At 74.0% G+C, this 25571-nt stretch carries 28 protein-coding genes; 13 read left to right on the top strand and 15 right to left on the bottom strand.

The genetic code is table 11. From position 1 onward, the window contains the following. The first annotated feature begins 5 nt into the window (after positions 1-5). From ACFFJG_RS10580 to ACFFJG_RS10550, 7 genes are all read left to right on the top strand, one after another. Positions 6-611 (top strand): TMEM165/GDT1 family protein, encoded by a 606-nt coding sequence (locus tag ACFFJG_RS10580; protein WP_378518661.1) that lies wholly within the window; start codon positions 6-8, stop codon positions 609-611. After that, a complete protein-coding gene (locus tag ACFFJG_RS10575) occupies positions 593-1729 on the top strand; it encodes a GNAT family N-acetyltransferase (protein WP_378518660.1) in 1137 nt (378 codons plus the stop codon). Before ACFFJG_RS10580 ends, ACFFJG_RS10575 begins: the two co-directional genes overlap by 19 nt. A gap of 174 nt (positions 1730-1903) precedes the next feature. Then, positions 1904-2830 (top strand): hypothetical protein, encoded by a 927-nt coding sequence (locus tag ACFFJG_RS10570; protein WP_378518658.1) that lies wholly within the window; start codon positions 1904-1906, stop codon positions 2828-2830. Positions 2831-2921: 91 nt separating this feature from the next. Continuing rightward, entirely contained in the window at positions 2922-4148 is a 1227-nt protein-coding gene (locus ACFFJG_RS10565; RefSeq protein ID WP_378518656.1) for an arginine deiminase, read from the top strand. A 43-nt stretch (positions 4149-4191) separates the two neighbouring features. Continuing rightward, positions 4192-4566 (top strand): cyclic nucleotide-binding domain-containing protein, encoded by a 375-nt coding sequence (locus ACFFJG_RS10560; RefSeq protein WP_378518655.1) that lies wholly within the window; start codon positions 4192-4194, stop codon positions 4564-4566. Continuing rightward, positions 4563-5567 (top strand): adenylate/guanylate cyclase domain-containing protein, encoded by a 1005-nt coding sequence (locus ACFFJG_RS10555; protein ID WP_378518653.1) that lies wholly within the window; start codon positions 4563-4565, stop codon positions 5565-5567. The genes ACFFJG_RS10560 and ACFFJG_RS10555 overlap by 4 nt, the downstream gene beginning before the upstream one ends. Before the next feature lie 28 nt (positions 5568-5595). Further along, a complete protein-coding gene (locus tag ACFFJG_RS10550) occupies positions 5596-6072 on the top strand; it encodes a GNAT family N-acetyltransferase (RefSeq protein WP_378518652.1) in 477 nt (158 codons plus the stop codon). A 178-nt stretch (positions 6073-6250) separates the two neighbouring features. Here the strand turns inward: ACFFJG_RS10550 and ACFFJG_RS10545 are convergent, their stop codons facing one another. The 4 genes from ACFFJG_RS10545 to ACFFJG_RS10530 all read right to left on the bottom strand — a co-directional run bounded on the left by ACFFJG_RS10545 (position 6251) and on the right by ACFFJG_RS10530 (position 8986). Further along, on the bottom strand, positions 6251-7183 hold the full coding sequence (locus tag ACFFJG_RS10545; protein WP_378518651.1) for a DUF5926 family protein: 933 nt from the start codon (positions 7181-7183) through the stop codon (positions 6251-6253). A gap of 47 nt (positions 7184-7230) precedes the next feature. Continuing rightward, the gene (locus ACFFJG_RS10540) at positions 7231-8058 is read right to left on the bottom strand and encodes a glycerophosphodiester phosphodiesterase family protein (RefSeq protein WP_378518650.1); all 828 of its coding nucleotides are present in this window, start codon (positions 8056-8058) and stop codon (positions 7231-7233) included. A 66-nt stretch (positions 8059-8124) separates the two neighbouring features. Then, positions 8125-8478, bottom strand: coding sequence for a UBP-type zinc finger domain-containing protein (locus ACFFJG_RS10535; protein ID WP_378518649.1), 354 nt, complete (start codon positions 8476-8478; stop codon positions 8125-8127). 25 nt (positions 8479-8503) lie between these two features. Next, positions 8504-8986, bottom strand: a complete 483-nt coding sequence (locus ACFFJG_RS10530; protein WP_378518647.1) for a DUF2087 domain-containing protein — start codon at positions 8984-8986, stop codon at positions 8504-8506. A 289-nt stretch (positions 8987-9275) separates the two neighbouring features. Between ACFFJG_RS10530 and ACFFJG_RS10525 the strand changes: the two genes are divergently transcribed. From ACFFJG_RS10525 to ACFFJG_RS10515, 3 genes are all read left to right on the top strand, one after another. Further along, positions 9276-9773: a hypothetical protein gene (locus ACFFJG_RS10525; RefSeq protein WP_378518645.1), complete on the top strand. Its 498-nt coding sequence runs from the start codon at positions 9276-9278 to the stop codon at positions 9771-9773. A 70-nt stretch (positions 9774-9843) separates the two neighbouring features. Next, entirely contained in the window at positions 9844-10467 is a 624-nt protein-coding gene (locus tag ACFFJG_RS10520; RefSeq protein ID WP_378518644.1) for a LysE family translocator, read from the top strand. Positions 10468-10471: 4 nt separating this feature from the next. Next, positions 10472-11266: an endo alpha-1,4 polygalactosaminidase gene (locus ACFFJG_RS10515; RefSeq protein ID WP_378518643.1), complete on the top strand. Its 795-nt coding sequence runs from the start codon at positions 10472-10474 to the stop codon at positions 11264-11266. Between the two features lie 24 nt (positions 11267-11290). Here the strand turns inward: ACFFJG_RS10515 and ACFFJG_RS10510 are convergent, their stop codons facing one another. Continuing rightward, positions 11291-12289 (bottom strand): TerC family protein, encoded by a 999-nt coding sequence (locus ACFFJG_RS10510; protein ID WP_378518641.1) that lies wholly within the window; start codon positions 12287-12289, stop codon positions 11291-11293. Positions 12290-12469: 180 nt separating this feature from the next. Here ACFFJG_RS10510 and ACFFJG_RS10505 point away from each other — a divergent pair, with 180 nt between their 5' ends. Next, a complete protein-coding gene (locus ACFFJG_RS10505) occupies positions 12470-13888 on the top strand; it encodes a dihydrolipoyl dehydrogenase family protein (protein WP_378518640.1) in 1419 nt (472 codons plus the stop codon). Between the two features lie 114 nt (positions 13889-14002). Here ACFFJG_RS10505 and ACFFJG_RS10500 read toward each other — a convergent pair whose 3' ends face one another. Next, positions 14003-15220, bottom strand: coding sequence for an ATP-binding protein (locus tag ACFFJG_RS10500; RefSeq protein ID WP_378518639.1), 1218 nt, complete (start codon positions 15218-15220; stop codon positions 14003-14005). 71 nt (positions 15221-15291) lie between these two features. Further along, positions 15292-15555 (bottom strand): hypothetical protein, encoded by a 264-nt coding sequence (locus ACFFJG_RS10495; RefSeq protein WP_378518638.1) that lies wholly within the window; start codon positions 15553-15555, stop codon positions 15292-15294. Positions 15556-15601: 46 nt separating this feature from the next. Here ACFFJG_RS10495 and ACFFJG_RS10490 point away from each other — a divergent pair, with 46 nt between their 5' ends. After that, a complete protein-coding gene (locus tag ACFFJG_RS10490) occupies positions 15602-16483 on the top strand; it encodes an Fpg/Nei family DNA glycosylase (RefSeq protein ID WP_378518636.1) in 882 nt (293 codons plus the stop codon). A gap of 94 nt (positions 16484-16577) precedes the next feature. Here ACFFJG_RS10490 and ACFFJG_RS10485 read toward each other — a convergent pair whose 3' ends face one another. The 3 genes from ACFFJG_RS10485 to aat form a co-directional block, all read right to left on the bottom strand. After that, entirely contained in the window at positions 16578-16967 is a 390-nt protein-coding gene (locus ACFFJG_RS10485) for a hypothetical protein (RefSeq protein ID WP_378518635.1), read from the bottom strand. A gap of 94 nt (positions 16968-17061) precedes the next feature. Beyond that, complete coding sequence (locus tag ACFFJG_RS10480; protein ID WP_378518633.1) at positions 17062-17523, bottom strand: hypothetical protein; 462 nt, start codon at positions 17521-17523, stop codon at positions 17062-17064. A 71-nt stretch (positions 17524-17594) separates the two neighbouring features. Then, positions 17595-18278 carry a leucyl/phenylalanyl-tRNA--protein transferase gene (gene aat / locus ACFFJG_RS10475; protein ID WP_378518632.1) on the bottom strand — a complete coding sequence of 228 codons (684 nt, stop codon included), beginning with the start codon at positions 18276-18278 and terminating at the stop codon, positions 17595-17597. A 94-nt stretch (positions 18279-18372) separates the two neighbouring features. Between aat and ACFFJG_RS10470 the strand changes: the two genes are divergently transcribed. Then, positions 18373-19050 (top strand): EcsC family protein, encoded by a 678-nt coding sequence (locus ACFFJG_RS10470; protein ID WP_378518631.1) that lies wholly within the window; start codon positions 18373-18375, stop codon positions 19048-19050. A gap of 3 nt (positions 19051-19053) precedes the next feature. Here the strand turns inward: ACFFJG_RS10470 and ACFFJG_RS10465 are convergent, their stop codons facing one another. The 5 genes from ACFFJG_RS10465 to ACFFJG_RS10445 all read right to left on the bottom strand — a co-directional run bounded on the left by ACFFJG_RS10465 (position 19054) and on the right by ACFFJG_RS10445 (position 25567). After that, complete coding sequence (locus tag ACFFJG_RS10465) at positions 19054-20244, bottom strand: hypothetical protein (RefSeq protein ID WP_378518630.1); 1191 nt, start codon at positions 20242-20244, stop codon at positions 19054-19056. Then, positions 20241-21353 (bottom strand): hypothetical protein, encoded by a 1113-nt coding sequence (locus ACFFJG_RS10460; protein WP_378518629.1) that lies wholly within the window; start codon positions 21351-21353, stop codon positions 20241-20243. The genes ACFFJG_RS10465 and ACFFJG_RS10460 overlap by 4 nt, the downstream gene beginning before the upstream one ends. Then, on the bottom strand, positions 21350-22438 hold the full coding sequence (locus ACFFJG_RS10455) for a hypothetical protein (RefSeq protein WP_378518628.1): 1089 nt from the start codon (positions 22436-22438) through the stop codon (positions 21350-21352). The genes ACFFJG_RS10460 and ACFFJG_RS10455 overlap by 4 nt, the downstream gene beginning before the upstream one ends. A gap of 377 nt (positions 22439-22815) precedes the next feature. Further along, positions 22816-23760, bottom strand: a complete 945-nt coding sequence (locus ACFFJG_RS10450) for a hydroxymethylglutaryl-CoA lyase (protein ID WP_378518627.1) — start codon at positions 23758-23760, stop codon at positions 22816-22818. Then, positions 23753-25567 (bottom strand): acetyl/propionyl/methylcrotonyl-CoA carboxylase subunit alpha, encoded by a 1815-nt coding sequence (locus tag ACFFJG_RS10445; RefSeq protein WP_378518626.1) that lies wholly within the window; start codon positions 25565-25567, stop codon positions 23753-23755. The genes ACFFJG_RS10450 and ACFFJG_RS10445 overlap by 8 nt, the downstream gene beginning before the upstream one ends. Positions 25568-25571 lie beyond the last annotated feature (4 nt).

Below are 25571 nucleotides of genomic sequence, written 5' to 3'. Positions count from 1 at the left end.
ATGCGGTGATCGATCTCCTCGTCGTGGCCCTCGCCTTCGGCGCCATCTTCGTCGTCGAGCTGCCCGACAAGACCTTCATCGCCACGCTGGTGATGTCGACCAAGATGCGCCCGCTCTTCGTGTGGATCGGCGTCGGGCTGGCGTTCCTCGTGCAGACCGGGGTCGCGGTCGGCGTCGGCAAGGCGGCCTCCTTCCTGCCCGAGCAGCTCATCCACGGCGTCGCGGCGCTGATGTTCGTCATCGGCGCGGTGATCCTCTTCCGCGAGGCGCGCTCGGCCGACGCCGAGGAGTCCGACCAGGAGGAGGAGTACGCCGCCAAGGCCGACGCGACCGCCCACGGCCTCAAGGTCGTGGTGACGTCGTTCCTGGTGCTCTTCGCCGCCGAGTGGGGCGACCTGTCGCAGCTGCTCACCATCTCCCTGGTCGCCAAGTACGACGACCCGGTGTCGGTCTTCATCGGCGCGTGGGGCGCGCTGCTCGCGGTCTCCGGCCTGGCGGTCATCGTCGGCCGCCTGCTGCTCCAGCGCGTCCGGCTGGCGGTGCTCCACTATCTCGGTGCGACGGTCTGCGTGCTCATGGCACTGTTGACCGTGTGGGAGATGACGCGCTGATCGAGGCGGTCCGCCGCCGCTACGTCGAGGTCAACGGCAAGCACGCGATGACCGGGGCCGACGACGCCTACGTGCGCGAGCACTTCGTCGAGGCCACGCCCGAGGCGATGGCGCTGATGCTCGACGACCGGCTCCCGCTGCCGTCGTACGTCCTGTCCGACGGCACGCCGATGGTGCCCGCCGACCACGGCCGGCTGGCCGAGGTCGCCGGTGGCCTCGATGCGCTCCACGGCTGGTTCCTGGCCTTCTGGCCCGACGATCCCGAGACCGGCGAGGCCGAGTGGGGCCACTACCTCTCCGGGCAGTACGTCTGCCTCGAGGAGGTCTCCCCCGTCCGGATCCGGCAGAAGGCCGCACGCGTCGCCGAGGCCTCGGCGGCGGTCGAGATCCTGCGCCGCGACCCGCACGACGAGATCGGGCGCGGGATGATCGGCGAGGCCGTCGACGGCGTGCTCGCGGTGCCCGGCCTCGACGCGCTCCTGCTGCCGATGACGGCCTACGACCGGCTCCGCCTCGGCGGGCCGACGGTGCGCGAGACCTGGGTGGACGCGCCGCGCCGGGAGTTCCTGACCCTCGTCGCGCCGGTGTGGCCGCTGCGCACCGAGCGCCTGCTGCTGCGCCCCTTCCAGGCCGGCGACGAGGTCGCGATGGCCGAGGCGTGGGCCGACGAGTCCTACGCGAGCCTCCTGCTCACCGGCACCCAGAACCCCGCCGAGGTCGCCGAGATGGTGCGCCGCCGCTCCGACCCGGCCGACGGGATGTTCGTCGGCCTGGTCGCCGAGCACGACGGCGAGGTGGTGGGCGACACCATCCTCGTCCTCCAGGGCACCGGCCTCACCGAGGGCGAGATCGGCTGGACGGTCATGCCGCGGCACGCCGGCCGGGGCTATGCCACCGAGGCCGCCCGCGCCGTGCTCCGGATGGCCTTCGAGCACTACGGCCTGCGCCGCGTCGTGGCCAACCTCGACGCCCGCAACGACCGCTCCGCCGCCCTCTGCGAGCGGCTCGGCATGCGCCGCGAGGTGCACCGCCTCGGCGACTTCTGGTCCAAGGGCCGCTGGACCGACTCCTACGAGTACGCCCTCCACCGCGACGAGTGGCGGGCGCAGCAGTCCTGAACCGGGCGCCACACGTGCGGCGGTCCTGGCCCTTTCGTCGCGCGGCACGGACGTAGGTCATCGCACGTGCGGCGGTAGTGGTCCTCCAGCGGCCCGAAGGACGGCCATGACCGCCGCACGTGCGGCCTGTGGAGGACGGCAGCACGTACGTCGTACGCGCGGCACCATCGTCGAGTGGCCTTCGACCCGACCGTCCCGTTCCTGCGCCGCACCGGGCTTGCGGCGGGCATCAGCCCGAAGGCGCTCCGCGGACCGGGGTTCCGGCTCGTGCTGCCGGGGACCTACGTCACGTCGGCGGTCGTCGTCACCCCGCGGCTGCGCGCGAACGCCGCGCTCCTCGCGTACGAGGGGGTGGCCTGGGCGAGTCACGCCTCCGCGGCTCGGGTCTACGACCTCCCCGTCCCCACCAGCGGTGACGAGCACGTGAGCGTGCGACGGGCGGGCCTGCGGCGCCGCCACCGGGGCGTCAGGGCGCACGTCGGTCGGCACACCGCGGTGCGGGTCGTCGACGACGTCCCGGTGAGCGAGCCGAGGATGCTGTTCGTCGAGATGGCGGAGACTCTCACGCTGGTCGACCTGGTCGTGCTCGGCGACGCGATGGTCCGGCGGGGACTCCTCTCACCGGAGGCGCTGGTCCGGTTCTGCGCCGACGTGCCGCACAAGATGGCGTCGCGGGCCCGGCGCGCGGCCGCGTACGTCCGGCGCGACGTCGACTCCCCGATGGAGACCCGGCTGCGGATGCTGATCGTGCTGGCCGGGCTGCCGGAGCCGCAGGTCAACCTGAAGGTGCGCGACGAGGTCGGCGACGTGGTCCGCAAGTACGACCTGAGCTACCCGGAGGTCCGCGTCGCCATCGAGTACAACGGTGCCCTCCATGTGCTGGTTCCGGGTGCCTGGGAGGCGGACCTCTCCCGACGCGATGCGATCGACGACTCCGGCTGGCGGCTGGTCCCGGTCGTCAGCTCGGGCATCTTCGCGACTCCCGCCGAGACCCTCCACCGCGTCCACCGGGTGCTCCTGGCTCGCCGCATGCCGGGTGTCCCCCTCCGGCTCGGCGACGCGTGGCGACCTCACTTCCCGGGACACGCTGAAGCCGCCTGAGCACGTGCGGCGGTCCTGGCCCGGCGGCCGCGATCACGGCGGCCGCATCCGCCGCACGTGCGGTGAGCGCACCGACCGATAGAGTCCGCGCATGGTCACCACCCCCCATGGCGCTGACAGCGAGGTCGGCCGCCTGGCCACCGTGATGCTCCACCGCCCCGGCAACGAGCTCAAGCGCCTGACGCCGCGCAACAACGACCGGCTGCTGTTCGACGGCATCCCGTGGGTCAGCCGCGCGCAGGAGGAGCACGACGCCTTCGCCGACACGCTGCGCGAGCGCGGCGTGGAGGTGCTCTACCTGACGCAGCTCCTCACCGAGACCCTCGAGAGCGAGCTGGCCCGCAACCACGCGATCACCAGCGCGCTGTCGGGCCTGCACCTCGGCGACACCATGCGCCGCTACCTCGCGACCGCGCTGCGCGACCTCGCCCCCGCCGAGCTCACCGACGTGCTGACCGCCGGCATCCGCAACGACGAGGTGCGCGGCGGCCATGGCCTGGTCACCAGCCTGCTCGACCCCCACGACTTCCTCATCGACCCGCTGCCCAACCTGCTCTTCACCCGCGACTCCAGCGTCTGGGTGCGCGACCGGGTCGCGGTGACCAGCCTCGCGATGCCGGCGCGCAAGCGCGAGACCCAGCTGACCGAGCTCATCTACACCGAGCACCCGCGCTTCGCCGGCACCCGCAAGATCCACGGCTGGCACAACGAGCACGTGGAGGGCGGCGACGTCCTGCTGCTCGCCCCCGGCGTGATCGCGGTCGGCGTCGGCGAGCGTACGACGCCCGCGGGCGTGGAGCGGCTGGCCCGCCAGGTCTTCCACGCGGGCCTGGCCCACACCGTCCTGGCCGTGCCGATCGCGCAGGAGCGCGCGACCATGCACCTCGACACGGTGTGCACGATGGTCGACGTCGACAAGGTCGTGATGTACCCCAACGTCGCCGACAACCTGCGCGCCGTCACCGTCACGCTGGCCGACGAGGGCTCCGACGAGTCCGACCTGACCCTCCAGGTCAGCGACTCCGAGCCGTTCCTCGTCGCCGCCGCCAAGGCGATGCAGATCGACACCCTGCACCAGATCGACACCGGCCTCGACCCGGTCACCGCCGAGCGCGAGCAGTGGGACGACGGCAACAACACCCTGGCCCTCGCGCCGCGGGTCGCGGTCGCCTACGAACGCAACGACGAGACCAACGACCGGCTCGAGGCCGCCGGCATCGAGGTCGTCCGGATCGCCGGCTCCGAGCTCGGCTCGGGTCGCGGCGGCCCGCGCTGCATGAGCTGCCCGATCTCGCGCGAGCCGCTCGCCACCGACTGACCCGGGACCCATCACCCCGGGCCCGGTGGGTCGTTGAGCGGGCATGACCGACTCGATCCTGGACTCCCTGGACCCGGCCGAGCGCCGGACCGTCCTGGCGGCGGGCACCCCGCTGACCCTGCCGCAGGGGTGGTCGCCGATCGCCGAGAGCACGCCCGCGGACAAGGCGTACCTCATCACCGAGGGCGAGGTGTCCGTACGCCGCCATGGCACGGAGGTCGCCACCCTCGGCCCGGGTGCGGTGGTGGGCGAGGCCGCGATCGTCAACCGCACGCTGCGCTCGGCCACCGTCGTCGCGCTGACGCCCCTGCGCGTCGTGCACTTCACCAGCGAGCGCCTCTCCGCGCTCGCCGAGGAGGTGCCGGCGTTCGGCGAGGCCCTGCGTGCTGCTGCCGCCGGCCGGGGCGCCGGGGGATGAGCACCGACCTCCCGCCCGGCACCGCCGGGGCGATGGAGGCCTTCCTGCTCGGGCAGGAGCCCACCCTGACGCGGGTCGAGGTGGCCGAGCGCGCCGGCGTACCGCTCGACCTCGCGGTCACGCTGTGGCACCAGCTCGGCTTCCCGCACCGCGGCGACGACGACGTCGCCTTCGCCGAGGGCGACGTGGAGGCGCTGCGGCTCAGCGCCGACCTGGTCGAGCTCGGCATCCTGCCCCCGGAGTCGCAGGCCGCGCTCGTGCGCACCTGGGGCCGCAGCTACGCGCGGCTCGCGGAGTGGCAGACCGGGCTGCTGGCCTCGCTGGTGCTGGCCGGGCCCGACGGCGACCGCGACCCGGCCGACCAGCTGACCACCCTCACCGCCGACGTGCTCCCCCGCGTCGAGGCGCTGCAGACCTACGTGTGGCGCCGCCACCTCGCGAGCGCCGCGCAGCACCTGCTCGACGACGCCGGCTCCCTCGCCCGCGCGGAGGCCGAGCTCGCGGTGTGCTTCGTGGACATCGTCGGCTACACCACCCGCAGCCGCTCCCTCGACGGCGCCGAGCTCGTCGCGTGGGTCGACCGGTTCGAGCAGGACACCACGACGCTCGTCGTCGACCACGGCGGCCAGGTGATCAAGACGATCGGCGACGAGGTGCTCTTCACCGTCGACGACCCGGCGGCGGCGCTCGACGTCGCCCTCGCCCTCACCGCCCGCGGCGCGGACGACGACGACCCGTTCCCCGCCGTGCGGGCCGGCGTCGCGCACGGCCCGGTCGTACGCCGCCTCGGCGACGTGTTCGGCTCCACCGTCAACGCGGCCGCCCGGCTGACCTCGGCCGCCCGTCCCGGCTCGGTGCTGGTCGACGCGGGCGTCCACGACGCGATGGCGGACGACGGTGACGACACGCCGTGGCGCTTCCGCCGGGTGCGGCGGGTGCAGGCGAAGGGGTTCAGCCACCTCGAGGCGTGGCGGGTGCGAGCGCGGCCCGCGGACGGCTGAGCCCCAGCCCCGGCCCTAGCCTGCTGCCATGGCACCCGAGCTGCGCACCGTGTCCGGCGAGGACTGGGCAGACGTCCGCGCGCTCCGCCTCCGCGCCCTGGCCGACGCCCCGACCGCCTTCGGGGCGACGCTCGCCGAGGCGGAGGCCCAGCCGGAGTCGGTCTGGCGCTCCCGGACCGACGGTCCCGGCCCGCTCGTGATGGCGTACGACGTCGACGGGCCCGTCGCGATGGGAGGCCTGTTCGTCCCCGAGGGCTCGGCGGAGGCCTTCGTCTGGGGCATGTGGGTCGCGCCCGAGGCGCGCGGACACGGGGTCGGCGCGCGGATCCTGGCGGCGCTGGTCGACCACGCCCGAGGGCTCGGGCGGTCCGTTGTCCTCCACGTCACCGAGGGCAACGACGCCGCCCGCCGGCTCTACGAGGCGCACGGCTTCGTCGGCACCGGCGAGTGGCAGCCGCTGCGCGAGGGATCCGACCTGCGCATCGAGGCGCTCCGGCTGGCCTGAGCCGCGACGGAGATCGTGGAGGCGGCGGGGGAGGAGGCACCCGCGAAATTGGGAAGCCCGGCCGTTGTTGACGGGGGAAACAACAACGACCGGGCGATGTGCAATCTACTCCGCGGGCGACGACGCGCACAACATCCGCGCGGGTTGTTCTCGCCCCGTGGAGTTCGTGGACCAGTCCTTACCGGATCGTCACCTGGCGGTTCGCGAGCCCGGCGCGCGCCGAGCGCTCGGCGGCGGTGAGGTCGCCCCCCTCCAGCGCCTCGGCGAGGTCGGTGGCGAAGCGGGCGGCGGGCTCCTCCAGCACCTCGGCGCCGGTGCCGAGCGGGAGGTCCCAGACCGGGGCGAGCAGGCCGTGCGCGCGGAACATGCCGACGAAGCGCGAGCCGTCGGCCACGGAGTCCTGGCCGGCGGCGTGGAGGCGGGCGAGGGCGTCGAGCAGGCGGTCCTCGTCGTGCGGCATCACCCAGCGCAGGTGCTCCTTGGTGCCGACGTTGGTCCAGTACGCCGCCTCGACCGAGGACAGCCGCGAGGTCGGCATCACGCCGCTGTTGGCCTGCTCGAGCGCGGCCTCCATGCCGGCGTCGCGCTCGGGGATGTCGTCGATCCAGTACTCGAAGCCGTCGTGGACGGTGATGTCGAGCGTCGTGTCGCTGATCAGGTCCTGCAGGCTCGGGCCCTCGCCGGGCGCGCTCATCAGCCCGATGATGCCGGGCTCCTCGGTGGCCAGCGCCAGCTCGAGGACCGCGCCGAGGTCGCGGGCGGGGTTGCCGTAGGCGTGCTGCACCTGCAGGCCGAGCCACACGTCGCCGGACTCGCGCACCATCGCGGGCGCGGCGCCGGGCAGCAGGGTGGCCAGCCGGACGGCGCGCGAGCCCTCCTTCAGCGTGAGCGGCGCGGTCGCGGCGGGCACCAGCTCGCGCAGCGCGATCACGTCGCACTCGCTGGGCATCCCCTCGAAGGGACGCGCGACGAAGGTGGGGGCGGCGCCGCCGGCCGCGCCGTGGCAGGCCTTGTAGCGCTTGCCCGAGCCGCACGGGCAGGGCTGGCGGGGTCCGACCTCGCCCTCGGCGCGGGGAGCGGACGTCTGCGGGCTGCGGGACTTCTTGGCCATGCCCGAACCCTAGTCGGCGCCACCCGCAGGGGCCGCCGCGGCAGGCGTCAGCCGCTGACGCCCAGCAGCTCGAGCATGTGGGCGGGACGGTCGGAGATGACCGCGCCGACCCCGAGGTCGAGGCAGACCTGCAGGTCGTCGGCGGTGTTGACGGTCCAGACGTGGACCTCGCGCGCGGCCTTGACCAGGTGCCGGCCCAGGCCGGGGTGGTCGCGCAGCTCCTCGATGCCCGGGCCGATGATCCAGTCGTCGCCGACCATCGGGCGCAGCACCGGCCACAGGTGGGCGTGCTCGATCAGCATCACCACGTCGAGGCCGGGTGCGAGCCGCTTGACCCGGGTGAGCGCGTTGAGGGAGAAGCTCATCACCCGCGCCGGCGAGCCCGCCCGGTCCCAGCCGAAGTCGCCGAGGGTGTCGACGAGGCGCCGCTCGACCAGCCCGCCGTAGCGCGTCGGGTGCTTGGTCTCGATCGCCATCTCGACGTGCCGGTCGTAGTCGGCGACCGTCTCGAGGAGCTTGCGCAGGGTCAGCACCCGGCCGCGCTCGGGGTCGACCTCGGGGGCCTCGTCGTCCATCTCGGCCCACGGGTTCTTCCACGACGCGAAGTCGAGCTCGTCGAGCTCGGCCAGGTTCATCGTGGAGACCAGGCCCGACGTCGACGCCGTACGCCGCAGGTCGCGGTCGTGGACGCACACGAGGTGGCCGTCGGCGGTGAGCCGGACGTCGCACTCGAGCGCCTCGGCCCCCTCGTCGAGCGCCTTCACGTAGGCGGCGAGGGTGTGCTCGGCGGTGTCGTGGCTGCTGCCGCGGTGAGCCACCACCTGGGGGCGGGTGCGGGACGGGGCGGCGCGGCGGATGCGCGGGGCACGACGCATGGCCAGATCGTCGCACGCCGGACGGCCCGGCGGTGGACGGACCGCCCGAGCGGGGGGTCTCGTCGCTCAGTTCACGTGGTCGCGCCAGTCCGCGGGGACCCGTCCGGCCGGTCCGGGGACCGGCTGGTCGTCGGGGTGTGCCTGCGGGTCGGCCAGGCGCGGGCCCTCCAGGCCGGTCTCCCCGGCGAAGTCCCAGAACCACTCCTCGCCCGGCTCGAAGCTCTGCATCACCGGGTGGCCGGTCGCGCGGAAGTGCGCGGTGGCGTGCTGCGACGGGCTGCTGTCGCAGCAGCCGACGTGCCCGCACTGCGCGCAGCGGCGCAGGTGGACCCACCACCCTCCGGCGGCGTCGCACTCGACGCAGCCGGTGCCGGAGGGCGGGACGGTGGGATCGATGCCTGCGGGGACGCTGTCGGCCATGGGCCCAGCCTGCCCCCTCGCCGGCTCAGTGACCAGAGGCCGGGGAGCCCGCCAGGAACCCGGGCAGCCAGCACGCCTCCCACGCCGGGATCTCCTGCCGCTGCTGCGCCGTGCGCTCCGGTGCCTGTTCGGCGGTCCGGTAGCGACCGTCCTCGCGCTGGAGGTAGTGGTAGTTGACCAGCTCGCGGCGCAGGTAGGCGAAGTCCTCGTGCACCCCGAGCAGCACCTCGTTGACCTCCTTCTCGCTGTAGGTGCGGCCCGGCTCGAAGCGGGTCAGCACCTCCAGCAGCACCGCGGCCCGCACCTTCCGCCGCGCCGGCACCCGCGCGATCCGGCCGTCGGCGAAGAGCCGACCCACCAGTCGCTCCTGCTCCGCGCGGGCGACGTCGTACGCCTCCGCGCGCGGGTCCGGGGTCGCCAGCACCGCCGCACGCGCGGCGGCGTACGCCTCACCCGTCTGCGCCATCCGGGCGCGCACGACCTTCTTGAAGTCGCTGTCCTTCGTCATCGCCGATCACCTTCGACTGCGCTGCGCCCCCGGTACGCCGCTGCAGCGGGCGTCGTCGAACTGTGTGGACCGCCCGAGGATCTGCTCCCCTTGGCCACCTCGCGCGGACCGGGGCCGTCGCGTCGGGCTGGGCGTCGGACGTCGCCCTCGGCCCTGAGTCTCCCAGAGACCCGGGGCCGAGGCGAGCCGAATTCACCGTGCGGGGGTTGACCGCGACCGGCCCCGGTTGATCGGGTGGGGTGAGTCGCGAGGCCATCGGGGGTCTCGCCACGACGTACGGAGCACTGTCATGCCCCACCACGCCACCAGCACCCGGGCCGCCCTGGCCCTGACCGGGTCCCTCGTCGCGGTCGCCGGTCTCGCCGGGCCGTCGTTCGCGGTCACCAAGCTCACCGACGCCCAGGCTGCCAGCCAGCTGTCGGCCTCCGGGATCACGCGCGTCTCGAGCGGCGGCTGCACCAACCGCAACGTGTCGACCTGCACGTCCTACGACCAGATCAACCAGGAGACGGTCAGCGGGATCAAGACCTTCCGGTCGATCAGCGGCTGCGCCATCACCATCACCGGCGGCACCGAGACCGGACACGCGTCGGGCACCTACAGCCACTGGAACGGCTACAAGGTCGACGTCAGCCCGACGACCTGCGTGAGCAGCTACATCACCAGCCACTACTCCTACTCCGGCACCCGCAGCGACGGCGCCGCGCTCTACACCGCGCCGTCCGGCAACGTGTACGCCCGCGAGAGCAACCACTGGGACATCACCTACTACTCCTGCGGCTGCTGACCCTCCACCCACCCACGCAGCCCGGCCGAAACGTCTGGCGACGGCGGCGGCACGGCCCCACACTGGGGCCATGCCGTCGTCGAGCCAGTGGATCGCGTTCCTCGTCGCCTCGATCCTCTTCATCCAGGTGCCGGGCCCCAGCCTGCTGTTCACGATCGGCCGCGCACTGACCGTCGGCCGGCGCGAGGCGCTGCTCTCGGTGGTCGGCAACGCGCTCGGGCTGCTCGCCCAGGTCGCGCTGGTGGCGGTCGGGCTCGGTGCGGTCGTCGCGGCCAGCGCGACGGCCTACACCGTGGTCAAGCTGCTCGGCGCCGCCTACGTGATCTGGCTGGGGGTCCAGGCGATCCGGCATCGCTCCGACGCGCGCGTCGCGATGGCGACCGCCGCGCCGGTGCGCCGCGGCCATCCGGTGCGGATCGGGTTCACCGTCGGCGCGACCAACCCCAAGACCATCGTCTTCTTCGTCGCCTTCCTGCCCCAGTTCGCCGACCCCGGCGGGGCGATCGCCGCCCAGACGATGCTGCTCGGCCTCGTCTTCGGGGTGATGGCAGCCGCGTCCGACAGCGTCTGGGCGCTCGCGGCCGGGGCGGCCCGCACGTGGTTCGCCCGGCGCCCCACCCGCCTCGACGCGCTCAGCGCGACCGGCGGCACGATGATGATCGGCCTCGGCGCGACCATGCTGACGGTTGACTGACCCCGTGCCCCGACACCTCAGGACAGTCCTCGCTGCCGTTCTCCCCGCGGTCCTCGCCGCTCTGCTGCTCGCGCCGGCCACCGCCCACGCCGCCCGGGCCGAGCCTGCGTCCCTGCCCACCGGGACCGACGTCGACTACCAGCTCGGCGGCCCCGCCTACGTCCCCGACAACGTCGGCATCGTCGTGCGCGACCGCACCGAGACGCCCGCACCGGGGGCCTTCAACGTCTGCTACGTCAACGGCTTCCAGACCCAGCCCGACGCCCGTCGCTTCTGGCTCGCCCGCCGCGACCTGCTGCTGCAGGACGCCGACGGGCGCCTGGTGACCGACGAGGCGTGGGGCGAGTGGCTGCTCGACGTGCGCACCGCTGCCAAGCGCGAGCGGCTCGCGCGGATCGTCGGCCGGTGGACCGCGGGCTGCGCCCGTGACGGCTTCGACGCCGTGGAGTACGACAACCTCGACTCCTACACGCGCAGCAGCGGCCTCCTGCGCGCCCGGCAGGCGACGGCGTACGCCCGCCTCCTGACGGCGGCCGCGCACGACGCGGGCCTGGCGGCCGGGCAGAAGAACCGCGCCGGGTGGGACGGCACCCGCGCCGGCTACGACTTCGCGATCGCCGAGGAGTGCGGGCGCTACGACGAGTGCGGCGACTACACCGACGTCTACGGCGACCAGGTGCTCGTCGTGGAGTACCGCGCCCGCGACTTCCGGAAGACCTGCGAGGGATTCGGCGACCGGCTCGCGGTGGTGCTGCGCGACCGCGCCCTCCGACCCGACGGCGTACGCCGCTGGTGCTGACGTACGCCGTCCGGCCGGTGCGGGTCAGTGCGTGCCGACGGGCTCGTCGGACGAGCCGGCGGAGCGGGCCGCCTTCTTCCTCCTGTTGGCCACCAGGCTGGTCGCGACGGTGATGCCGAGGATGCCGACGATCACGAACAGCGACATCAGGGTCGGCACGTCGGGGACCGACGGCCAGACCAGGTGGGCCCAGTGCAGGACCAGCTTGAAGCCGATGAAGCCGAGGATCGCGGCGAGGCCGTAGGACAGGTGCTCCAGCGCACCGAGCGCGCCCTCGAGGACGAAGTAGAGCGCCCGGAGGCCGAGCAGCGCGAAGGCGTTGGTCACGAACACGAGGTACGGGTCACCGGTGATGCCGTAGACCGCCGGCACCGAGTCGACGGCGAAGACGACGTCGGTGGCGAAGACCGCGACGGTGACCAGCGCGAACGGGGTGAGAGCGCGGGCACCGTTCCTCACCACGGTGAGCTTCGCGCCCTCGTAGTCGTCGGTCACCGGCATGATGCGGCGCATCAGCCTCACCACGCGCATGTCGGAGACCTCGACCTCGTGCTCCTGGCCGCGGACCGCGTCGCGGAGCAGCTTCACGCCGGTGGCGAGCAGGACCAGGCCGAAGACCAGGAAGACCCAGTCGAAGCGCGAGAGGGCCGCGGCGCCCAGCGCGATGAAGATGCCGCGCAGGACCAGCGCGCCGACGATGCCGTAGAGCAGCACCCGCTGCTTGAGCACCTCGGGCACCGCGAACGCGGCGAGCAGCAGCATGAAGACGAACAGGTTGTCGACGCTGAGCGTCTTCTCGACGAGGTAGCCGGTGTAGTACTCCAGGCCCCGGTCGCCGCCGTGCTGGGTCCACACGTAGAGGCCGAACGCCAGCGGCAGCGCGACGTAGAACGCCGACCAGGCGATGGCCTCCTTCATCTTCACCTCGTGCGGCTTGCGCGTGGCGATGAAGTCGACGACGAGCAGGGCGAGCACGACCCCGATGGTGACGAACCACAGGGTGGGTGACGCGATCGATGACATGGGTCTCCTCAGGACGGTGGGCCTGAGGTCTCCCCCGCCGCGCCGAGTGGCGGCCTCCGCCGGGGTGCCTGTCGAGGCACCGTACTGACCGACGGATGTTGGGTGGGGTACTCCCCTCGCCGACGATTTTAGGTGAAGCGGCAAGCACCCGCCACTTCCGGCCACCCGTAGGGTCGGGTCATGGACCAGACCAGGGAGTACGACGTCGTCGTCATCGGCGGCGGCCCGGCGGGCGAGAACGCCGCCCAGTACGCCGTCGAGGGCACCTCGATGACCGCGGCGATCATCGAGGGCGAGCTGCTCGGCGGCGAGTGCAGCTACTGGGCGTGCATGCCGAGCAAGGCGCTGCTGCGACCGGTCGCGGTCGCCGACATCACCTCCGACCTCGCGGGGGTATCGACCGCGCACGTCGAGGCGCAGGCGCTGCTCGAGCGGCGCGACACGTGGGTCTCCCACTACGACGACTCCGGCCAGGCCTCGTGGGCCGAGGGCGCCGGGCTCGCCGTGCTGCGCGGCCACGGTCGGCTGGTCGGCGAGCGCACCGTCGAGGTCGTCTCGTCGGAGGGCACGACGCGCGTGCGGGCGCGGCAGGCGGTCGTCCTCGCCACCGGCAGCTCGGCCCGGGTGCCCGACCTCTACGCCGACGTCCACGCCTGGGACTCCCGCGACGCGACCGGTGTCGTCGAGGTGCCCGACCGGCTGGCGATCGTCGGCGGTGGGGTCGTGGCGTGCGAGGCGGCGCTGTGGATGACCGCCCTCGGCTCGCAGGTGACCCTCGTGGTTCGCGACCGCCGCCTGCTCGGGCGGACCGAGCCGTTCGCGGCCGACGCCGTGCTCGATGGCCTGCGCGAGCGCGGCGTCACGGTGCACCTCGGCACCGAGGTCAGCGACGTACGACGCGAGGGGGCGGAGGCGACCGTCACCGGCAAGGTGCACGGCGGGACCGTCACCCTCACCACGTCGGCCGGCGAGGTCGAGGCCGACGAGCTGCTGCTCGCGATCGGCCGTGCGCCGCGCCTCGACGACGTCGGCCTCGAGGCGGTCGACCTCACCCCCGACGACGTCACCGGCGGACGGCTGCCGGAGTGGCTGCACGCCGTCGGCGACGCCAGCGGCGGCCCGCCGCTGACCCACTGGGGCAAGCACCAGGCCCGCGTCGTCGGTGCGCGGATCGCCGCGGCCGCCGCAGGTGAGGTCGCGTGGGAGCCCGACCGCGAGGCGCCGGTCCCGCAGGTGGTCTTCACCGAGCCGGAGGTGGCCTCGGTCGGCCTGACCGAGGCGCAGGCGCGCGACGCCGGGCACGACGTGGTGACCACCAAGGTGCCCACCTCGTCCGCCGCCGGCACCGGGCTGCTGCGCGACCACGTCGCCGGCGACGCGCAGCTCGTCGTCGACGCGCGCACGCACCTGCTCCTCGGCGCGACCTTCGTCGGCCCGGAGGCCGGCGAGCTGGTCCACGCCGCGACCGTCGCGATCACCGGGGGGGTGCCGACCCACGTCCTGCGCCACGCCGTGGCGTCGTACCCCACCGCCGCCGAGCTCTGGCTCCGGCTGCTCGAGGAGCTGCCGCGCGAGTTCCGCGTCCCGCCCCCCGCCTGAGGTCGCGCCCCGGCTGATCGGGCGCCGTGCGCCGGGTTCCCCCGCCTAGCCGGGGAAACCCGGGGTTCTCGCTGCTTGCAAACCCCCAGAACCTCGGGACACGCGCGAGAGGTCCTACCCCCGGTCGCGGAGGTAGCGCCCGAAGTGGGGGACGGTGAAGGCGATCCGGCCACGCTCGCCGGAGTAGACCAGGCCCTTCTTGAGCAGGGAGTCGCGGGCCGGCGAGAGCGACTGGGGCTTCTTGCCCAGGGCTGCGGCGACGTCGGCGCTGAGCACGGCGCCGCCGTCGACGTCCGCGCCGCCGTCGGTGCCGTCGGCCTGGGAGGCGGCGACGTCGGCCATCGCCATCAGGTAGTCGCGCTCGCCGGGCGTGGCGCGCTCGTAGCGCGAGCCGAAGAAGCCCACGGCCAGCTCCGACTCGGCCTCGGGCGCGGCGACCGCGACGTCGGCGGCGGTGATCGGCGAGCGCGGGGCGAGGTCCCACACCGCCTTGCCGTAGGCCTGGATGAAGTAGGGGTAGCCGCCGGTGGCGGCGTACATCGCGGCGAGCGCGTCGGGCTCGAAGGCGGCGTCCTCGTCGGCGGCGGGAGCCTCGAGGGCCTGGTCGGCGGCGTCACGGGTGAGCCGGTCGATGCGCTGGTAGCGGAAGAGCCGCTCGCTGTAGGACTTGCTCGCGCTCAGCACGGCGGGCAGGTGAGGCAGCCCGGCGCCGACCACGATGACCGGCAGGCCCGACTGGCTGAGCTCGTGGCAGGCCGCGCAGAGCGCGGAGACGTCGTCGGGCCCGAGGTCCTGCATCTCGTCGATGAAGACCGCGACCCCCTTGCCGACATCGGCCGCGAGGCCGCCGAGGTCGGTGAAGAGCTCGACGAGGTCGATCTCGATGTCGCCCGAGTCGGCGCGCCCGCGCACGGCGGGCGCGTCGATGCCCGGGCTCCACTGGTCCTTGATCCTCGCGCCGGCGCCGGCGTCGCGCTGGGCGAACGACTTGAGCACGCCGAGGACGTGGTCGACCGACTCCTCGTCCGACCGACCCAGCTCGCGCACCGCCTGGTGCAGCGCGCTGCTCAGCGGGCGTCGCAGGCCCTGCCCGGGACGCGCCTCGAGCTTGCCGGTCCCCCAGCCCTTGCGGACCGCCGTGCCGCGCAGCGCGTTGAGCAGGACGGTCTTGCCGACACCGCGCAGACCGGTGAGGACGAGGCTGCGCTCGGGCCGGCCCTTCGCGACGCGCTCCAGCACCACGTCGAAGGCGGCGAGCTGCTCGTCGCGGCCGGCCAGCTCGGGCGGACGCTGCCCGGCGCCGGGGGCGTACGGGTTGCGGATCGGGTCCATGATCGGACGCTATCGGGAAGTCTAGGCAATTTCATAGACCACCGGATAGTGCGCGAGTCGTGTCGCGGCGCTCAGCCCGCCTCGGGCGCCCGCTCGACCCGCGCCACCCGCTCGCGCGCGGCGTCGTAGGCCTCGTCGAGCCCGCGGCGCAGCAGCGCGATCAGGTCGGGGACCTCGTCGGCGGCGAGCCGGAACGTCCCGGCGCAGACGTTGTCGCGCCAGAGCGAGAGCACCACCAGCTGGGACTCCTGGTGCCACGTCACCCGGAGCGAGCGGTCCTCGCCGCGGGGGTCGAGGAAGACCGCCCCGGTGCGAGGAGTGCGCTGCTGGGCCATGTTCCATTGTGACTCCTCCCACAACCCCCTGCCTAGACTCGGGTGCGTGCCCGAGCTGCCCGAGGTCGAAGCCCTCGCCCAGGACCTGCGCGGCCGCCTCGTCGGCCGCGCCATCAGCCGCGTCGACCTGGCCGCGTTCAGCGCCCTGAAGACGTTCGACCCGCCGCTGCACGCCCTCCACGGCACGCTGGTCGACGGGGTCACCCGGCACGGCAAGTTCCTCGACATCGACGCCAGCGGCGTGCACCTCGTCGTGCACCTCGCGCGCGCGGGGTGGATCCGCTGGCGCGACGAGGTGCCGGCCCTCCCGGCCCGCCCGGGCGGCAAGAACCCGCTGGCGGCGCGCGTGGTCATCGACGACCCCGACCTCGACGTGCACCCGGGCCTCGACATCACCGAGGCCGGCACGAAGAAGGGCCTGGCGATCTACGTCGTGCGCGACCCGCAGGAGGTCGAGGGGATCGCCCGCCTCGGGCCCGACCCGCTCTCCGACGACTTCACCGTCGAGACGCTGCGCGAGATCCTGGCGCGCGAGGGCCGCAAGCAGATCAAGGGCGTGATGCGGATGCAGTCGATCATCGCCGGCATCGGCAACGCCTACTCCGACGAGATCCTGCACGCCGCCCGCATGTCGCCGTTCAAGCCCGCCAACAGCCTGGAGGACGACGACCTCCAGACCCTCTACGACGCCATCCGCACCACCCTCGGCGACGCCGTCGCCCGCTCGAGCGGCCTCGCGGCCAGCGAGCTCAAGGGCGAGAAGAAGAGCAACCTCGCGGTGCACGGCCGCACCGGTCAGGCGTGCCCGGTGTGCGGCGACGTCGTGCGCGAGGTGTCGTTCGCCGACTCGAGCCTGCAGTACTGCCCGACCTGCCAGACCGGCGGGAAGCCGCTGGCCGACCGCCGGATGTCACGCCTGCTGAAGTGAGGCCGTCCGGGCCCGGACATGGGAGTTGGTCGGGCTCACCCCCGTGACAGCCCGACCAACTCGCGTCAAGCGTACCTTGACGCGAGCCGGGAGGTCACGCAGATGCGCTCTTTCGGGCCGGCTTCTTGGTGAACCGCTCCCACGCGGCCTGGCGCGAGACGCCGAGGACCCGGCCGATCTCGGCCCAGGTGATGCCGCGTCCGCGCAGCATGTCGACCCACTCCTGCGCGAAGGAGGCGTTCTGCTCGGCCGAGGCGAGGATCTGCGGCAGTGTCGCCAGCAGCTCGGTGTCGTCCATCCGCTCCCACGGGAGCGTCTTGCGCTTGGCGCTGACCTGCTCGGCGTCCTGGACGAGCGCGTGGAAGTGCTCGACGCACGGCACGCAGATCTGCGCCCCGAGGCCACCGACCAGCGACAGGTCGGTCCCGGGGCCACCCGGGGTCGCGCAGAAGGAGCAGATGCGTCCCTCGCGGCTGATCGGCATGGTGACCCCTCCCGTTGACCCGTGCCCTGGCCACGATCGTACCCGTGCGGGCACGCGGGGACCGCGTCTTCGCGTGCCCGCCTCCCGGCGGTGCTCAGCTGGCGTCGGGGAGCTCAGGGGTCTCGAGGTCGCCGAACATCGAGCCGCAGGTGTCGTTGACGTAGGTGGTGAACGCCTCGACCTGCTTCTTGGCCTCGTCGGACATGTCGGCCTCGAGCGAGTCGAGGTCGGGCGACTTGAGGTCGGCCTCGGAGACGTCGTGGGCGGCCTCGACCGTCTCCTCGAAGCCCTTGCGGGCGTCGTCGGAGATGTTCTCCGGCGTGCCGACCTCCTCGATCTTGTCGGCCCAGGTGTGCATCGCGTCGGCCAGGTCCTTCTCCGACGGCAGCTCGGTGCCGTCGCCGAGGTCGAGGCTGGTGAACAGGCTCGTCTGCGCCTTGCAGAAGTCGTCCTTGCTGGCCGACTCCGGGGCGCCGCTGCCGCCGCCGCAGGCAGCGGTGGCGGCACCGACGAGGAGGACCACGCTGGCGGTGGTGAGGCGGGCTCGGACGGTCATCGGTGTTCCCCCTTCGCGTGGACGCGCGGTCGCGTCCCGGTGACTGGGTGCCTACCCTGTCGTGGCGCCGCTCAATCGTCCAACCGGAGCCCCGCCGGCTCCGGCAGGTCGAGGCAGCCCGCCAGCTGTTCGAGGTACTCCGCGCGCGGCCTTCGTACGACGCCCAGCGAGGCCAGGTGGGGCGTCTGCCACTGGACGTCGAGGACCCGTCGGTCCGCGTGCTCGTCGCGGAGCAGGTCGACCAGCGCCAGCAGGGCCACCTTGGAGGCGTCGCGCTCGCGGTGGAACATCGACTCCCCGGCGAACAGCCCGCCGATGCTCACGCCGTAGAGCCCGCCCGCGAGCCGGTCGCCGCGCCACACCTCCACCGAGTGGGCCCAGCCGAGCCGGTGCAGGCGCCCGTAGGCCCGCGCGAAGTCGGGGGTGATCCAGCCGTCGGGACGCTCGCGGCTGCCGCACTGGGCGACCACCTCGTCGAAGGCGGTGTCGACCCGCACCTCGAACGTGCGTGCCGACCGGCGCAGCGAGCGGGAGACCCGCAGGCCGTCGAGCGGCAGCACCCCGCGCTCGACCGGCGAGAACCACCCCAGCTCCTCGCGCTCGAGGGTCACCGGCATCGGGAACAGCCCGAGCCGGTAGGCCGTCAGCAGCGTCCCGGCCTCCAGGTCGGCGCCGAGCGCCACCAGGTCGTCCTCGGGGTCCCAGGTCGAGTGGTGCGGGAAGGCCCAGGGCGTCGGGTCGGGGGCGATGGGCACCCTTCGCACGCTAGCGAACAACCCCTGCCCGCGGTACGCGCCGACGGCCGCGACGGGCACGGCGCGCTCAGGCGCGGCGCCGTACGATCGGGCCATGGGCCTGAAGCAGACGGTGGGGCGCCAGCTCGCACCCCGCATCCAGGAGCTCACCCCCGGGCTGAGCACGGGCTTCGTGCGCGAGGCGCTGCACCGCGCCATCGACGGCATCGGCCCGCTCGCGCCCGCCGCGGTCGCGGCCGACAAGCAGCTGGCCGAGCAGCGCGGCGACGTGGAGCGTGCGATCCACGAGGTGATCGAGAACAACGTCCGCATCGCGGGTGCGCAGGGCTTCGCGACCAACGTCGGCGGCCTCGTCACCGCCGCGCTCGCCATCCCGGCCAACGTCACCGGCCTGGCGATCATCCAGTGCCGGATGGCCGCCGGCATCGCCCACCTGCGCGGCCACGACCTCAGCGACCCGCGGGTGCGCAACGCCGTGCTCGCGCTCCTCCTCGGCGAGGAGACCGTCACCGAGATGGTCCGGGCGCGCAAGCTCCCCGCCACGCCGATGGCGCTGGCCACCGCCCCGGTGCACGACCCGGCGCTCGACGGCACCATCGCCTCGGTGGTCGCCTCCGACATCGTCACGCGAGTGGTCGGCAAGCGGCTGGCCACGACCGTGGGCAGGCGGGTCCCGGTGGTCGGCGGGGTGGTCGGCGCGGGCGCCGACGGCTTCGCGACGTGGAAGGTCGGGCGCTACGCCGACCGCGAGCTGCTGGCGCGACGGCGCTGAGGCTCAGCCCCTGCGGCGCAGGCGGCGGTACGCCGCGAGCGTGCCGCGTCCGGGCGCGCTGTCCTCGAGGGTCGTGACCACCTTGCGGCGCGCCCGGTGGGCCGGGGTCAGCCGGGCCCGGTCGCGCTCCTCGCGCGCCTCGCGCAGCTCCGCGTGGAGCTGCTCCTCGACCGCCCGCAGCCGCGCGCCCTCGACCAGCAGCGCGCTGATGGCCTCGAGCGCCGGCGGCAGCAGCTCGTCGGCCGCCGCCGTGTCCGGGTCGGCGAAGTCGCCCGGCTCGGGGCCGAGCAGGTCGTCGAGGTCGCCGGCGACGTCGTAGCCGCGCTCGGCCAGCGTGGCGACCCACTGCGCGGACAGCCCGCGAGCCCAGGCGTGGTCGTCGGGCGACAGGCCCAGGCGCGCGGACGACACGCTGCGCGACAGCGTCTGGTGGGCGAGCAGCTCGCGCACCAGCGGGCGGTAGTCGGGCGGCGCGAGGACCGAGGTGACGCGCTGGTTGATGGTGCGCAGCAGCGAGGTCTCCGGCACGCCGAGCGAGGGGTTCTCGCGCTCGGCGGTGAGGTCGAGCGGCAGGTCGTCGAGGCCGAAGGTGCGCGAGAAGCGCCGCCACAGCTCGCCGCGGTCGGACCCCGGCGGCGGCACCGTGACCAGGTGGACCCGCTCCGGGGGGAGCGCGGCGCCCCAGCGGTCGAGGATGTCGGGCAGCTCCTGGACCGCCCAGAACCACGAGCCGATCCGGGAGTCGCGGTCGGGGTCGCGGACGGTCTCCAGGAACCGCGCGTAGGTGATGTGGCTGCGGTGCTTGACGTTCTCCTGCCACTCCGCGGGCACCTGGCGGACCAGGTCGCGCGCGGACAGGACGAGGTGGACCTCGGCGTCCCCGAGGGAGGCCAGCGCGCGGGTGACCTGGGTCGGCGTGGCGCGCGCGAGGATCTCGTGGCTGATGATCGCCGTGCCGTGCCACTCGCGCACCTGCGCGGCGAGGTGGTCCCAGGCACCGACGGCCTCGGTCTCCAGGCCGCCCCACGGCAGCGTCATCAGGTCGAGCGCGGCGAGGAAGTGGGCGTCGAAGCGGTCGGCGGCGTAGAGGACGTCGTGCTCGCGGAGCAGCGACTGGTTGCGGAAGAGGACGTCCTGGAGGTAGGACGTGCCGGTCTTCGGGCAGCCCACGTGCAGCAGCACCCGCCTGCTCACCGCTCCACCTGCCCCTCGCTCGGTCGTCGTGCGCCGGCGGTGCGCCAGCGGGTGTCGACGACCATCCGGACGGCGAGGTCGAGGACCTGCGCGGTGCCGCCGCCGGCCGCCGGGGTCGCACCGGTCGGGTCGAGGTCGGCGAGGTCGCCGACGACAGGGTAGCCAGCGCGGGTCACCGCGCGTGCAGCACGGGCGGCCGACGCGGCGACCCACTCGTGGTCGCGCGCCGGGACAGCGACGGGTGCCGCTCCGCTGCCGGGCATCCGGTCCTGCAGGGTGCGCATCAGCGCGGGTCGCTCGTGGGCCAGCACCCGCAGGCCGACGACCGCGGCGATGCGGCGGGCGAGCTCGGCCTGGTCGGCGCCCGGCACCGCGACCGACGGGAGGTGGCGTACGCCGACCTGCCGGGGCAGCAGGTCGAGGTCGGTGACGATCCGCACGCGCGAGCGGCGGGCCGGCCAGCGGCGTACGGACGCGACGAGGTCCGCGCGGGCCGGGAGCTGGTCGCGCTCGCGCCAGAACCGCAGCCAGTCCGCCCAGGGCATCGTGCCGGTCTCGAAGCAGCGCTGCGTCCAGGTGCGGGCCAGGAGCTGGTCGAGGGGTGCGCCGACCGCGACGACGAGCTGCCGCGGACCTCCCTCGGGCCGGCCGCGGGAGGCGAGGTGGCGACGCAGCCCGCCGACGGTGACGGGGTCGCCGACCAGCCGGAACCGGCGGCGCCACGGCCTCGGCCGCGACGTCGGGACGAGGTCGGGGCCCAGCGCGACGAGGTCGTCGGCCAGGAGCACGACCGCCACCCGCACCAGCTCGTGGGCGCCGAGCGACGCCGGGTCGACCGGGCGGGGCCCCCAGTGCGGCACGTCGAGGCCGACCAGCGGGAGGTCGGCCCTGCCGCGTCCGGCGGCCGGAGCGGTGAGGACCCGGTCGGCCAGCCCCGGCACGGGGGTGCCACCGGCGGCCAGGTTGATCCGTCGCAGCAGCTCGAGCTGCTGGGCACCGGGCACCGGCCCGTCCGCGGCCGCGGCGGAAGCGGCCGCGGTCCAGGACAGCCAGGGCGTGGTCCCCCCGGAGCGCAGGTGGGCCACCCACGCCTGGGCGCGGGTGCTCAACGGTCGCGCAGTCGACGTGCCGTGGTGCGGAGCCTGCCCCCCACGCTCGACCGGGCCCGGCTCTCGGCCGCCTCCCGGGTCATCACCTCGAGGGCGTCGAGCGCGGCGCCGAGCTCGAGCTTGGCCCGGACGCGGTCGGGGTTGCGCCACTCCTCGTCGTCCGCGGGGCGGCGCGGCCTGAGGTCGTCGAGGTCGCCGATGACGTCGACGCCGCTGGCCTTGATCCACTCGATCCACCGCTCGCCGTGCTGCTCGGCGAGGTCGTAGCGCTCCGGCGGCAGCCGCACCGGCCACGCGTCGCGCGCCACCAGGACCTCCTGCGCGAGCTGCTCGCGGATGAGGTTGTCGTAGACCGGGTCGCGGTGCACGCCCAGCTCGAGCCGGCGGTTGAGCTTGCGCAGCAGCGAGGTCTCCGCGATGCCGAGCGAGCGGTTGTCGCGCTCGGAGTCGAGCGGCGCCCAGGCCGGGTCGATGCGGAAGGCGCGGCAGAACCGCAGCCACAGCTCGTCCCCGTCGGGGCCGCGGTCGTGCGGGACCGTCACGACGTGGACGCGCTCCGGGGGGAGCTTGGCGCCCCAGGCGCCGAGGACGTCCGGCAGGTCGAGGGCCTGGCGGAAGAAGAACGCGCTGCCGCGCTCGTAGCGGTTGATGAAACGGCGGAAGCTCCACTTGCGGCCCTGCTTGATCGACTCCTGCCACGCCGCAGGGAGCTGCCGGCCGAGGTCGCGTGCGGAGTACACGACGTGCACCTCGTGGTCGGCCAGGTCGTTGAGCGCCTTGGCGATCTTGTCGGGCTTGGCCCCGGCGAGGATCTCGTGGCTGATCACCACGTTGCCCTCGGCCCGGTCGACGCGGCGCAGCATCGCGTCCCAGGCGCCCTTGGCGTGCCCGGGCGCGCCGCCCCAGTCCTGGTCGAGGAGGTCGAGCGCCGCGCGGAAGTGGAACATGTCGGTCTGCCCGGGCCTGGTGGCGGGGATCGTCACCCCGTGCCGGGCCAGCGACGGCGCGTTGAGGCGGAGCCGGTCCTGGAGGTACGTCGTGCCGGTCTTGGGTGCCCCGATGTGCAGGTGGACGACACGACTCATGGCGCTGATTCTGCCCGAGCGGGGTGGTCCACCGGGAAGCGGCTGGCCGACGGGCGTCGCCCGGACCACCTGCCGGTGGACCACCCGGCGGCGTCTCCGAGGTCGAGGTGGCCGCGCTGGGGCTGCGCCGGCCCACCCTGGCGGCAGACGACATGCCGATCGCCCCGTGGCACGTCGTACGCCGCCACCCTCACCCCGCCGGTGCCGTACGCCGCCCACCCTGGCGGCAGACGACATGCCGATCGCCCCGTGGCACGTCGTACGCCGCCACCCTCAGTCCAGCCGCCGCCGTACGCCACCCACCCTGGCGGCAGACGACATGCCGATCGCCCCGCGGCATGTCGTATCCCGCCACCCGCGGGCGGAGGGCCGGCGGACTACCCGGCGGAGCCGAGGGCGCGCACGACGGCGCTGGGGCTCGGACGCCCGAGCTCGCCGGCCATCCAGGTGCTGGTGGCCACGACGGCGTCGAGGTCGACGCCGTGCTCGATGCCGAGGCCGTCGAGCATCCAGACCAGGTCCTCGGTGGCGAGGTTGCCGGTGGCCGACTTCGCGTAGGGGCAGCCGCCGAGGCCGCCGGCGCTGGCGTCGAAGGTGGTGATGCCCGCCTGGAGCGCGGAGAAGGTGTTGGCCAGCGCCTGGCCGTAGGTGTCGTGGAAGTGCATCGCGAGGCGGTCGGTGCCGACGCCCGCCTCGGCGAACGCCGCGACGAGGGCCGTGACGTGACCGGCCGTCGCGACGCCGATCGTGTCGCCGATGCTCAGCTGGCTCGCGCCCAGGTCGAGCAACCGCGTGCCGGCGGTGACGACCTGCTCGAGCGGCACGGCTCCCTCCCACGGGTCGCCGAAGCACATCGAGACGTAGGCCCGCACGTCCATCCCGGCCTCGCGGGCACGCGCGACGGTGGGCTCGAACATCGCGAACTGCTCGTCGAAGGTGCGGTTGAGGTTCTTGGTCGCGAAGGTCTCGGTGGCGCTGCCGAAGATCGCCACGTGCTCCAGCCCGAGCTCGAGCGCACGGTCGAGGCCGCGCTCGTTGGGCACCAGCACGGGCAGGTGGCGGCCGGCATCGCCCAGCTCGGTCATCAGCTCGGCGGCGTCCGCGAGCTGCGGGACCCAGCGCGGGTGGACGAACGAGGTGGCCTCGACGACCGGGAGCCCGGCCGCGACGAGACGACGGACGAACTCCGCCTTCACCGCGACCGGCACGATCGCCTTCTCGTTCTGCAGGCCGTCGCGCGGACCGACCTCGTAGATCGTGACCGCCGACGGGAGACCGTCGGCGCGGACGGTCATCGGGAGCCCGGGCGTGCGCTCAGTCATCGGTGGGCTCCACCGTGAAGAGCACCGCGCCGAGCTTGACCAGGTCGCCCGCTGCCGCGCCGACCGAGGTCACGGTGCCGGCGAAGGGCGCCTTGAGCGCGAGCTCCATCTTCATCGCCTCCATCACGCCCAGCGTCTCACCCGCGGCCACGGCCTGGCCCTCGGCGACGTCGACGGCGAGCACGGTGCCGGGCATCGGCGCGAGCAGCGTGCCGTCGCCTGCGGCGGCCGCGTGGTCGCCGAACGGGTCGGGCCGCTCCAGGACGAACCGCTGCCCGCGGTCGACGACCTCGACGGACCCGGTCGTGACCTTCACGAAGGCGTCGCGGGGCGCCGCGTCGGGTCGTACGTCGACCAGCTCGGTGCCCACGACGACCCGGACGGGCGCCGGACCAGCGCCGAGGCGCCAGCCGTCGGCCCGCCAGGGACCGGTGCCGGTCGGCCCCACCAGCGCGGCCGCGGCGAGCTGCCGGGCCTCGGCGTCGTCGGGCTCGGGCACCTCGTGGTGGTCGAGCCAGGCGGTGTCGATCGTGCAGTCGCGGAACTCGTCGGAGTCGGCGAGCACCCGCAGGAAGCCGGTGTTGGTGGTCAGCCCGGCGACCACGGTGCGGCCGAGGGCGTCCACCAGCCGCCGGCGGGCCTCCTCGCGGTCCGCGCCGACCGCGACGACCTTGCCGAGCATCGGGTCGTAGGACGTGCTGACCTCCTGGCCGGACTCAAGCGCGTGGTCGACCCGGATCCCCTCACCGCCGGCCCAGGCGACGTGGGTCGCGACGCCGGCCTGCGGGAGGAAGCCGTGGAAGGAGTCCTCGGCGTAGACCCGCGCCTCGATCGCGTGGCCCTCGAGCGTGACCTCGTCCTGGGAGATGCCGATCGGCTCTCCGGTGGCCACGCGGAGCTGGAGCTCCACCAGGTCCACCCGCCCGCCGCGCACCCGCGTGACCTCCTCGGTCACCGGGTGCTCGACCTGGAGCCGGGTGTTCATCTCGAGGAAGTAGAACTCGCCGGTGGCGTTGTCGAGGAGCAGCTCGACGGTGCCGGCGCCGACGTAGCCGCACTGCTCGGCCAGCGCGACGGCGGCGGAGGTGATGGCGGAGCGCTGCGCGTCGGTGATGGTGGGCGCGGGCGCCTCCTCCAGCACCTTCTGGTGCCGGCGCTGGGTGGAGCAGTCGCGCTCGAAGAAGTGCAGGACCGTGCCGTGGGTGTCGCCGAGGACCTGCACCTCGACGTGGCGGCCGGACTCGACGTACTTCTCGATCAGCAGGGTGTCGTCGCCGAACGACGACGCAGCCTCGCGCGCCGCGGCCGCGCGGGCCTCCGGCAGCTCCGCGGCGCTGCGGACGACGCGCATGCCCTTGCCGCCACCGCCGGCGGCGGCCTTGACCAGCACCGGGTAGGCGAAGGTCGCCAGGTCCTCGTCGAGGCCGTAGGAGGGCACGACCGGCACCCCGGCGGCCACCGCGACGTCGCGGGCGGCGTCCTTGCGGCCCATCGCGTCCATCACGTCGCCCGACGGGCCGACCAGGGTGATCCCCGCCTCGGCCAGCGCCCGCGCGAAGGGCGCACGCTCGGACAGGAAGCCGTAGCCCGGGTGCACGAACCCGGCCTCCGACTCGCGCGCGGCGGCCACGACCTCGTCGACGTCGAGGTACGACCCGACCCGCACGGCCGTGTCGGCGGCCCGCACGTGCGGCGCGCGGGCGTCGAGGTCGGTGTGGATCGCGATCGTGCGCCAGCCGAGGCGGCGGGCGGTGCGGATCACGCGCAGCGCGATCTCGCCGCGGTTGGCGATCAGGACAGTGTTCACGGTG

The organism is Nocardioides zeicaulis (assembly GCF_042432345.1).
Classification (GTDB): domain Bacteria; phylum Actinomycetota; class Actinomycetes; order Propionibacteriales; family Nocardioidaceae; genus Nocardioides; species Nocardioides zeicaulis.
Note: the sequence above shows the minus strand (reverse complement) of the source record. Positions and strands in the feature narration are given on the sequence as shown.

What these genes read in the sequence shown, in the direction of transcription:
- ACFFJG_RS10485 (WP_378518635.1), bottom strand. Translation starts at nt 16,967, where the DNA reads ATGCCGATCAGCCGCGAGGGACGCATCTGCTCCTTCTGCGCGACCCCG.
- ACFFJG_RS10535 (WP_378518649.1), bottom strand. Translation starts at nt 8,478, where the DNA reads ATGGCCGACAGCGTCCCCGCAGGCATCGATCCCACCGTCCCGCCCTCC.
- ACFFJG_RS10520 (WP_378518644.1), top strand. Translation starts at nt 9,844, where the DNA reads ATGCCGTCGTCGAGCCAGTGGATCGCGTTCCTCGTCGCCTCGATCCTC.
- ACFFJG_RS10455 (WP_378518628.1), bottom strand. Translation starts at nt 22,438, where the DNA reads ATGAGTCGTGTCGTCCACCTGCACATCGGGGCACCCAAGACCGGCACG.
- ACFFJG_RS10560 (WP_378518655.1), top strand. Translation starts at nt 4,192, where the DNA reads ATGACCGACTCGATCCTGGACTCCCTGGACCCGGCCGAGCGCCGGACC.
- ACFFJG_RS10505 (WP_378518640.1), top strand. Translation starts at nt 12,470, where the DNA reads ATGGACCAGACCAGGGAGTACGACGTCGTCGTCATCGGCGGCGGCCCG.
- ACFFJG_RS10450 (WP_378518627.1), bottom strand. Translation starts at nt 23,760, where the DNA reads ATGACTGAGCGCACGCCCGGGCTCCCGATGACCGTCCGCGCCGACGGT.
- ACFFJG_RS10500 (WP_378518639.1), bottom strand. Translation starts at nt 15,220, where the DNA reads ATGGACCCGATCCGCAACCCGTACGCCCCCGGCGCCGGGCAGCGTCCG.
- ACFFJG_RS10510 (WP_378518641.1), bottom strand. Translation starts at nt 12,289, where the DNA reads ATGTCATCGATCGCGTCACCCACCCTGTGGTTCGTCACCATCGGGGTC.
- ACFFJG_RS10545 (WP_378518651.1), bottom strand. Translation starts at nt 7,183, where the DNA reads ATGGCCAAGAAGTCCCGCAGCCCGCAGACGTCCGCTCCCCGCGCCGAG.
- ACFFJG_RS10470 (WP_378518631.1), top strand. Translation starts at nt 18,373, where the DNA reads ATGGGCCTGAAGCAGACGGTGGGGCGCCAGCTCGCACCCCGCATCCAG.
- ACFFJG_RS10550 (WP_378518652.1), top strand. Translation starts at nt 5,596, where the DNA reads ATGGCACCCGAGCTGCGCACCGTGTCCGGCGAGGACTGGGCAGACGTC.
- ACFFJG_RS10555 (WP_378518653.1), top strand. Translation starts at nt 4,563, where the DNA reads ATGAGCACCGACCTCCCGCCCGGCACCGCCGGGGCGATGGAGGCCTTC.
- ACFFJG_RS10480 (WP_378518633.1), bottom strand. Translation starts at nt 17,523, where the DNA reads ATGACCGTCCGAGCCCGCCTCACCACCGCCAGCGTGGTCCTCCTCGTC.
- ACFFJG_RS10495 (WP_378518638.1), bottom strand. Translation starts at nt 15,555, where the DNA reads ATGGCCCAGCAGCGCACTCCTCGCACCGGGGCGGTCTTCCTCGACCCC.
- ACFFJG_RS10540 (WP_378518650.1), bottom strand. Translation starts at nt 8,058, where the DNA reads ATGCGTCGTGCCCCGCGCATCCGCCGCGCCGCCCCGTCCCGCACCCGC.
- ACFFJG_RS10565 (WP_378518656.1), top strand. Translation starts at nt 2,922, where the DNA reads ATGGTCACCACCCCCCATGGCGCTGACAGCGAGGTCGGCCGCCTGGCC.
- ACFFJG_RS10525 (WP_378518645.1), top strand. Translation starts at nt 9,276, where the DNA reads ATGCCCCACCACGCCACCAGCACCCGGGCCGCCCTGGCCCTGACCGGG.
- ACFFJG_RS10530 (WP_378518647.1), bottom strand. Translation starts at nt 8,986, where the DNA reads ATGACGAAGGACAGCGACTTCAAGAAGGTCGTGCGCGCCCGGATGGCG.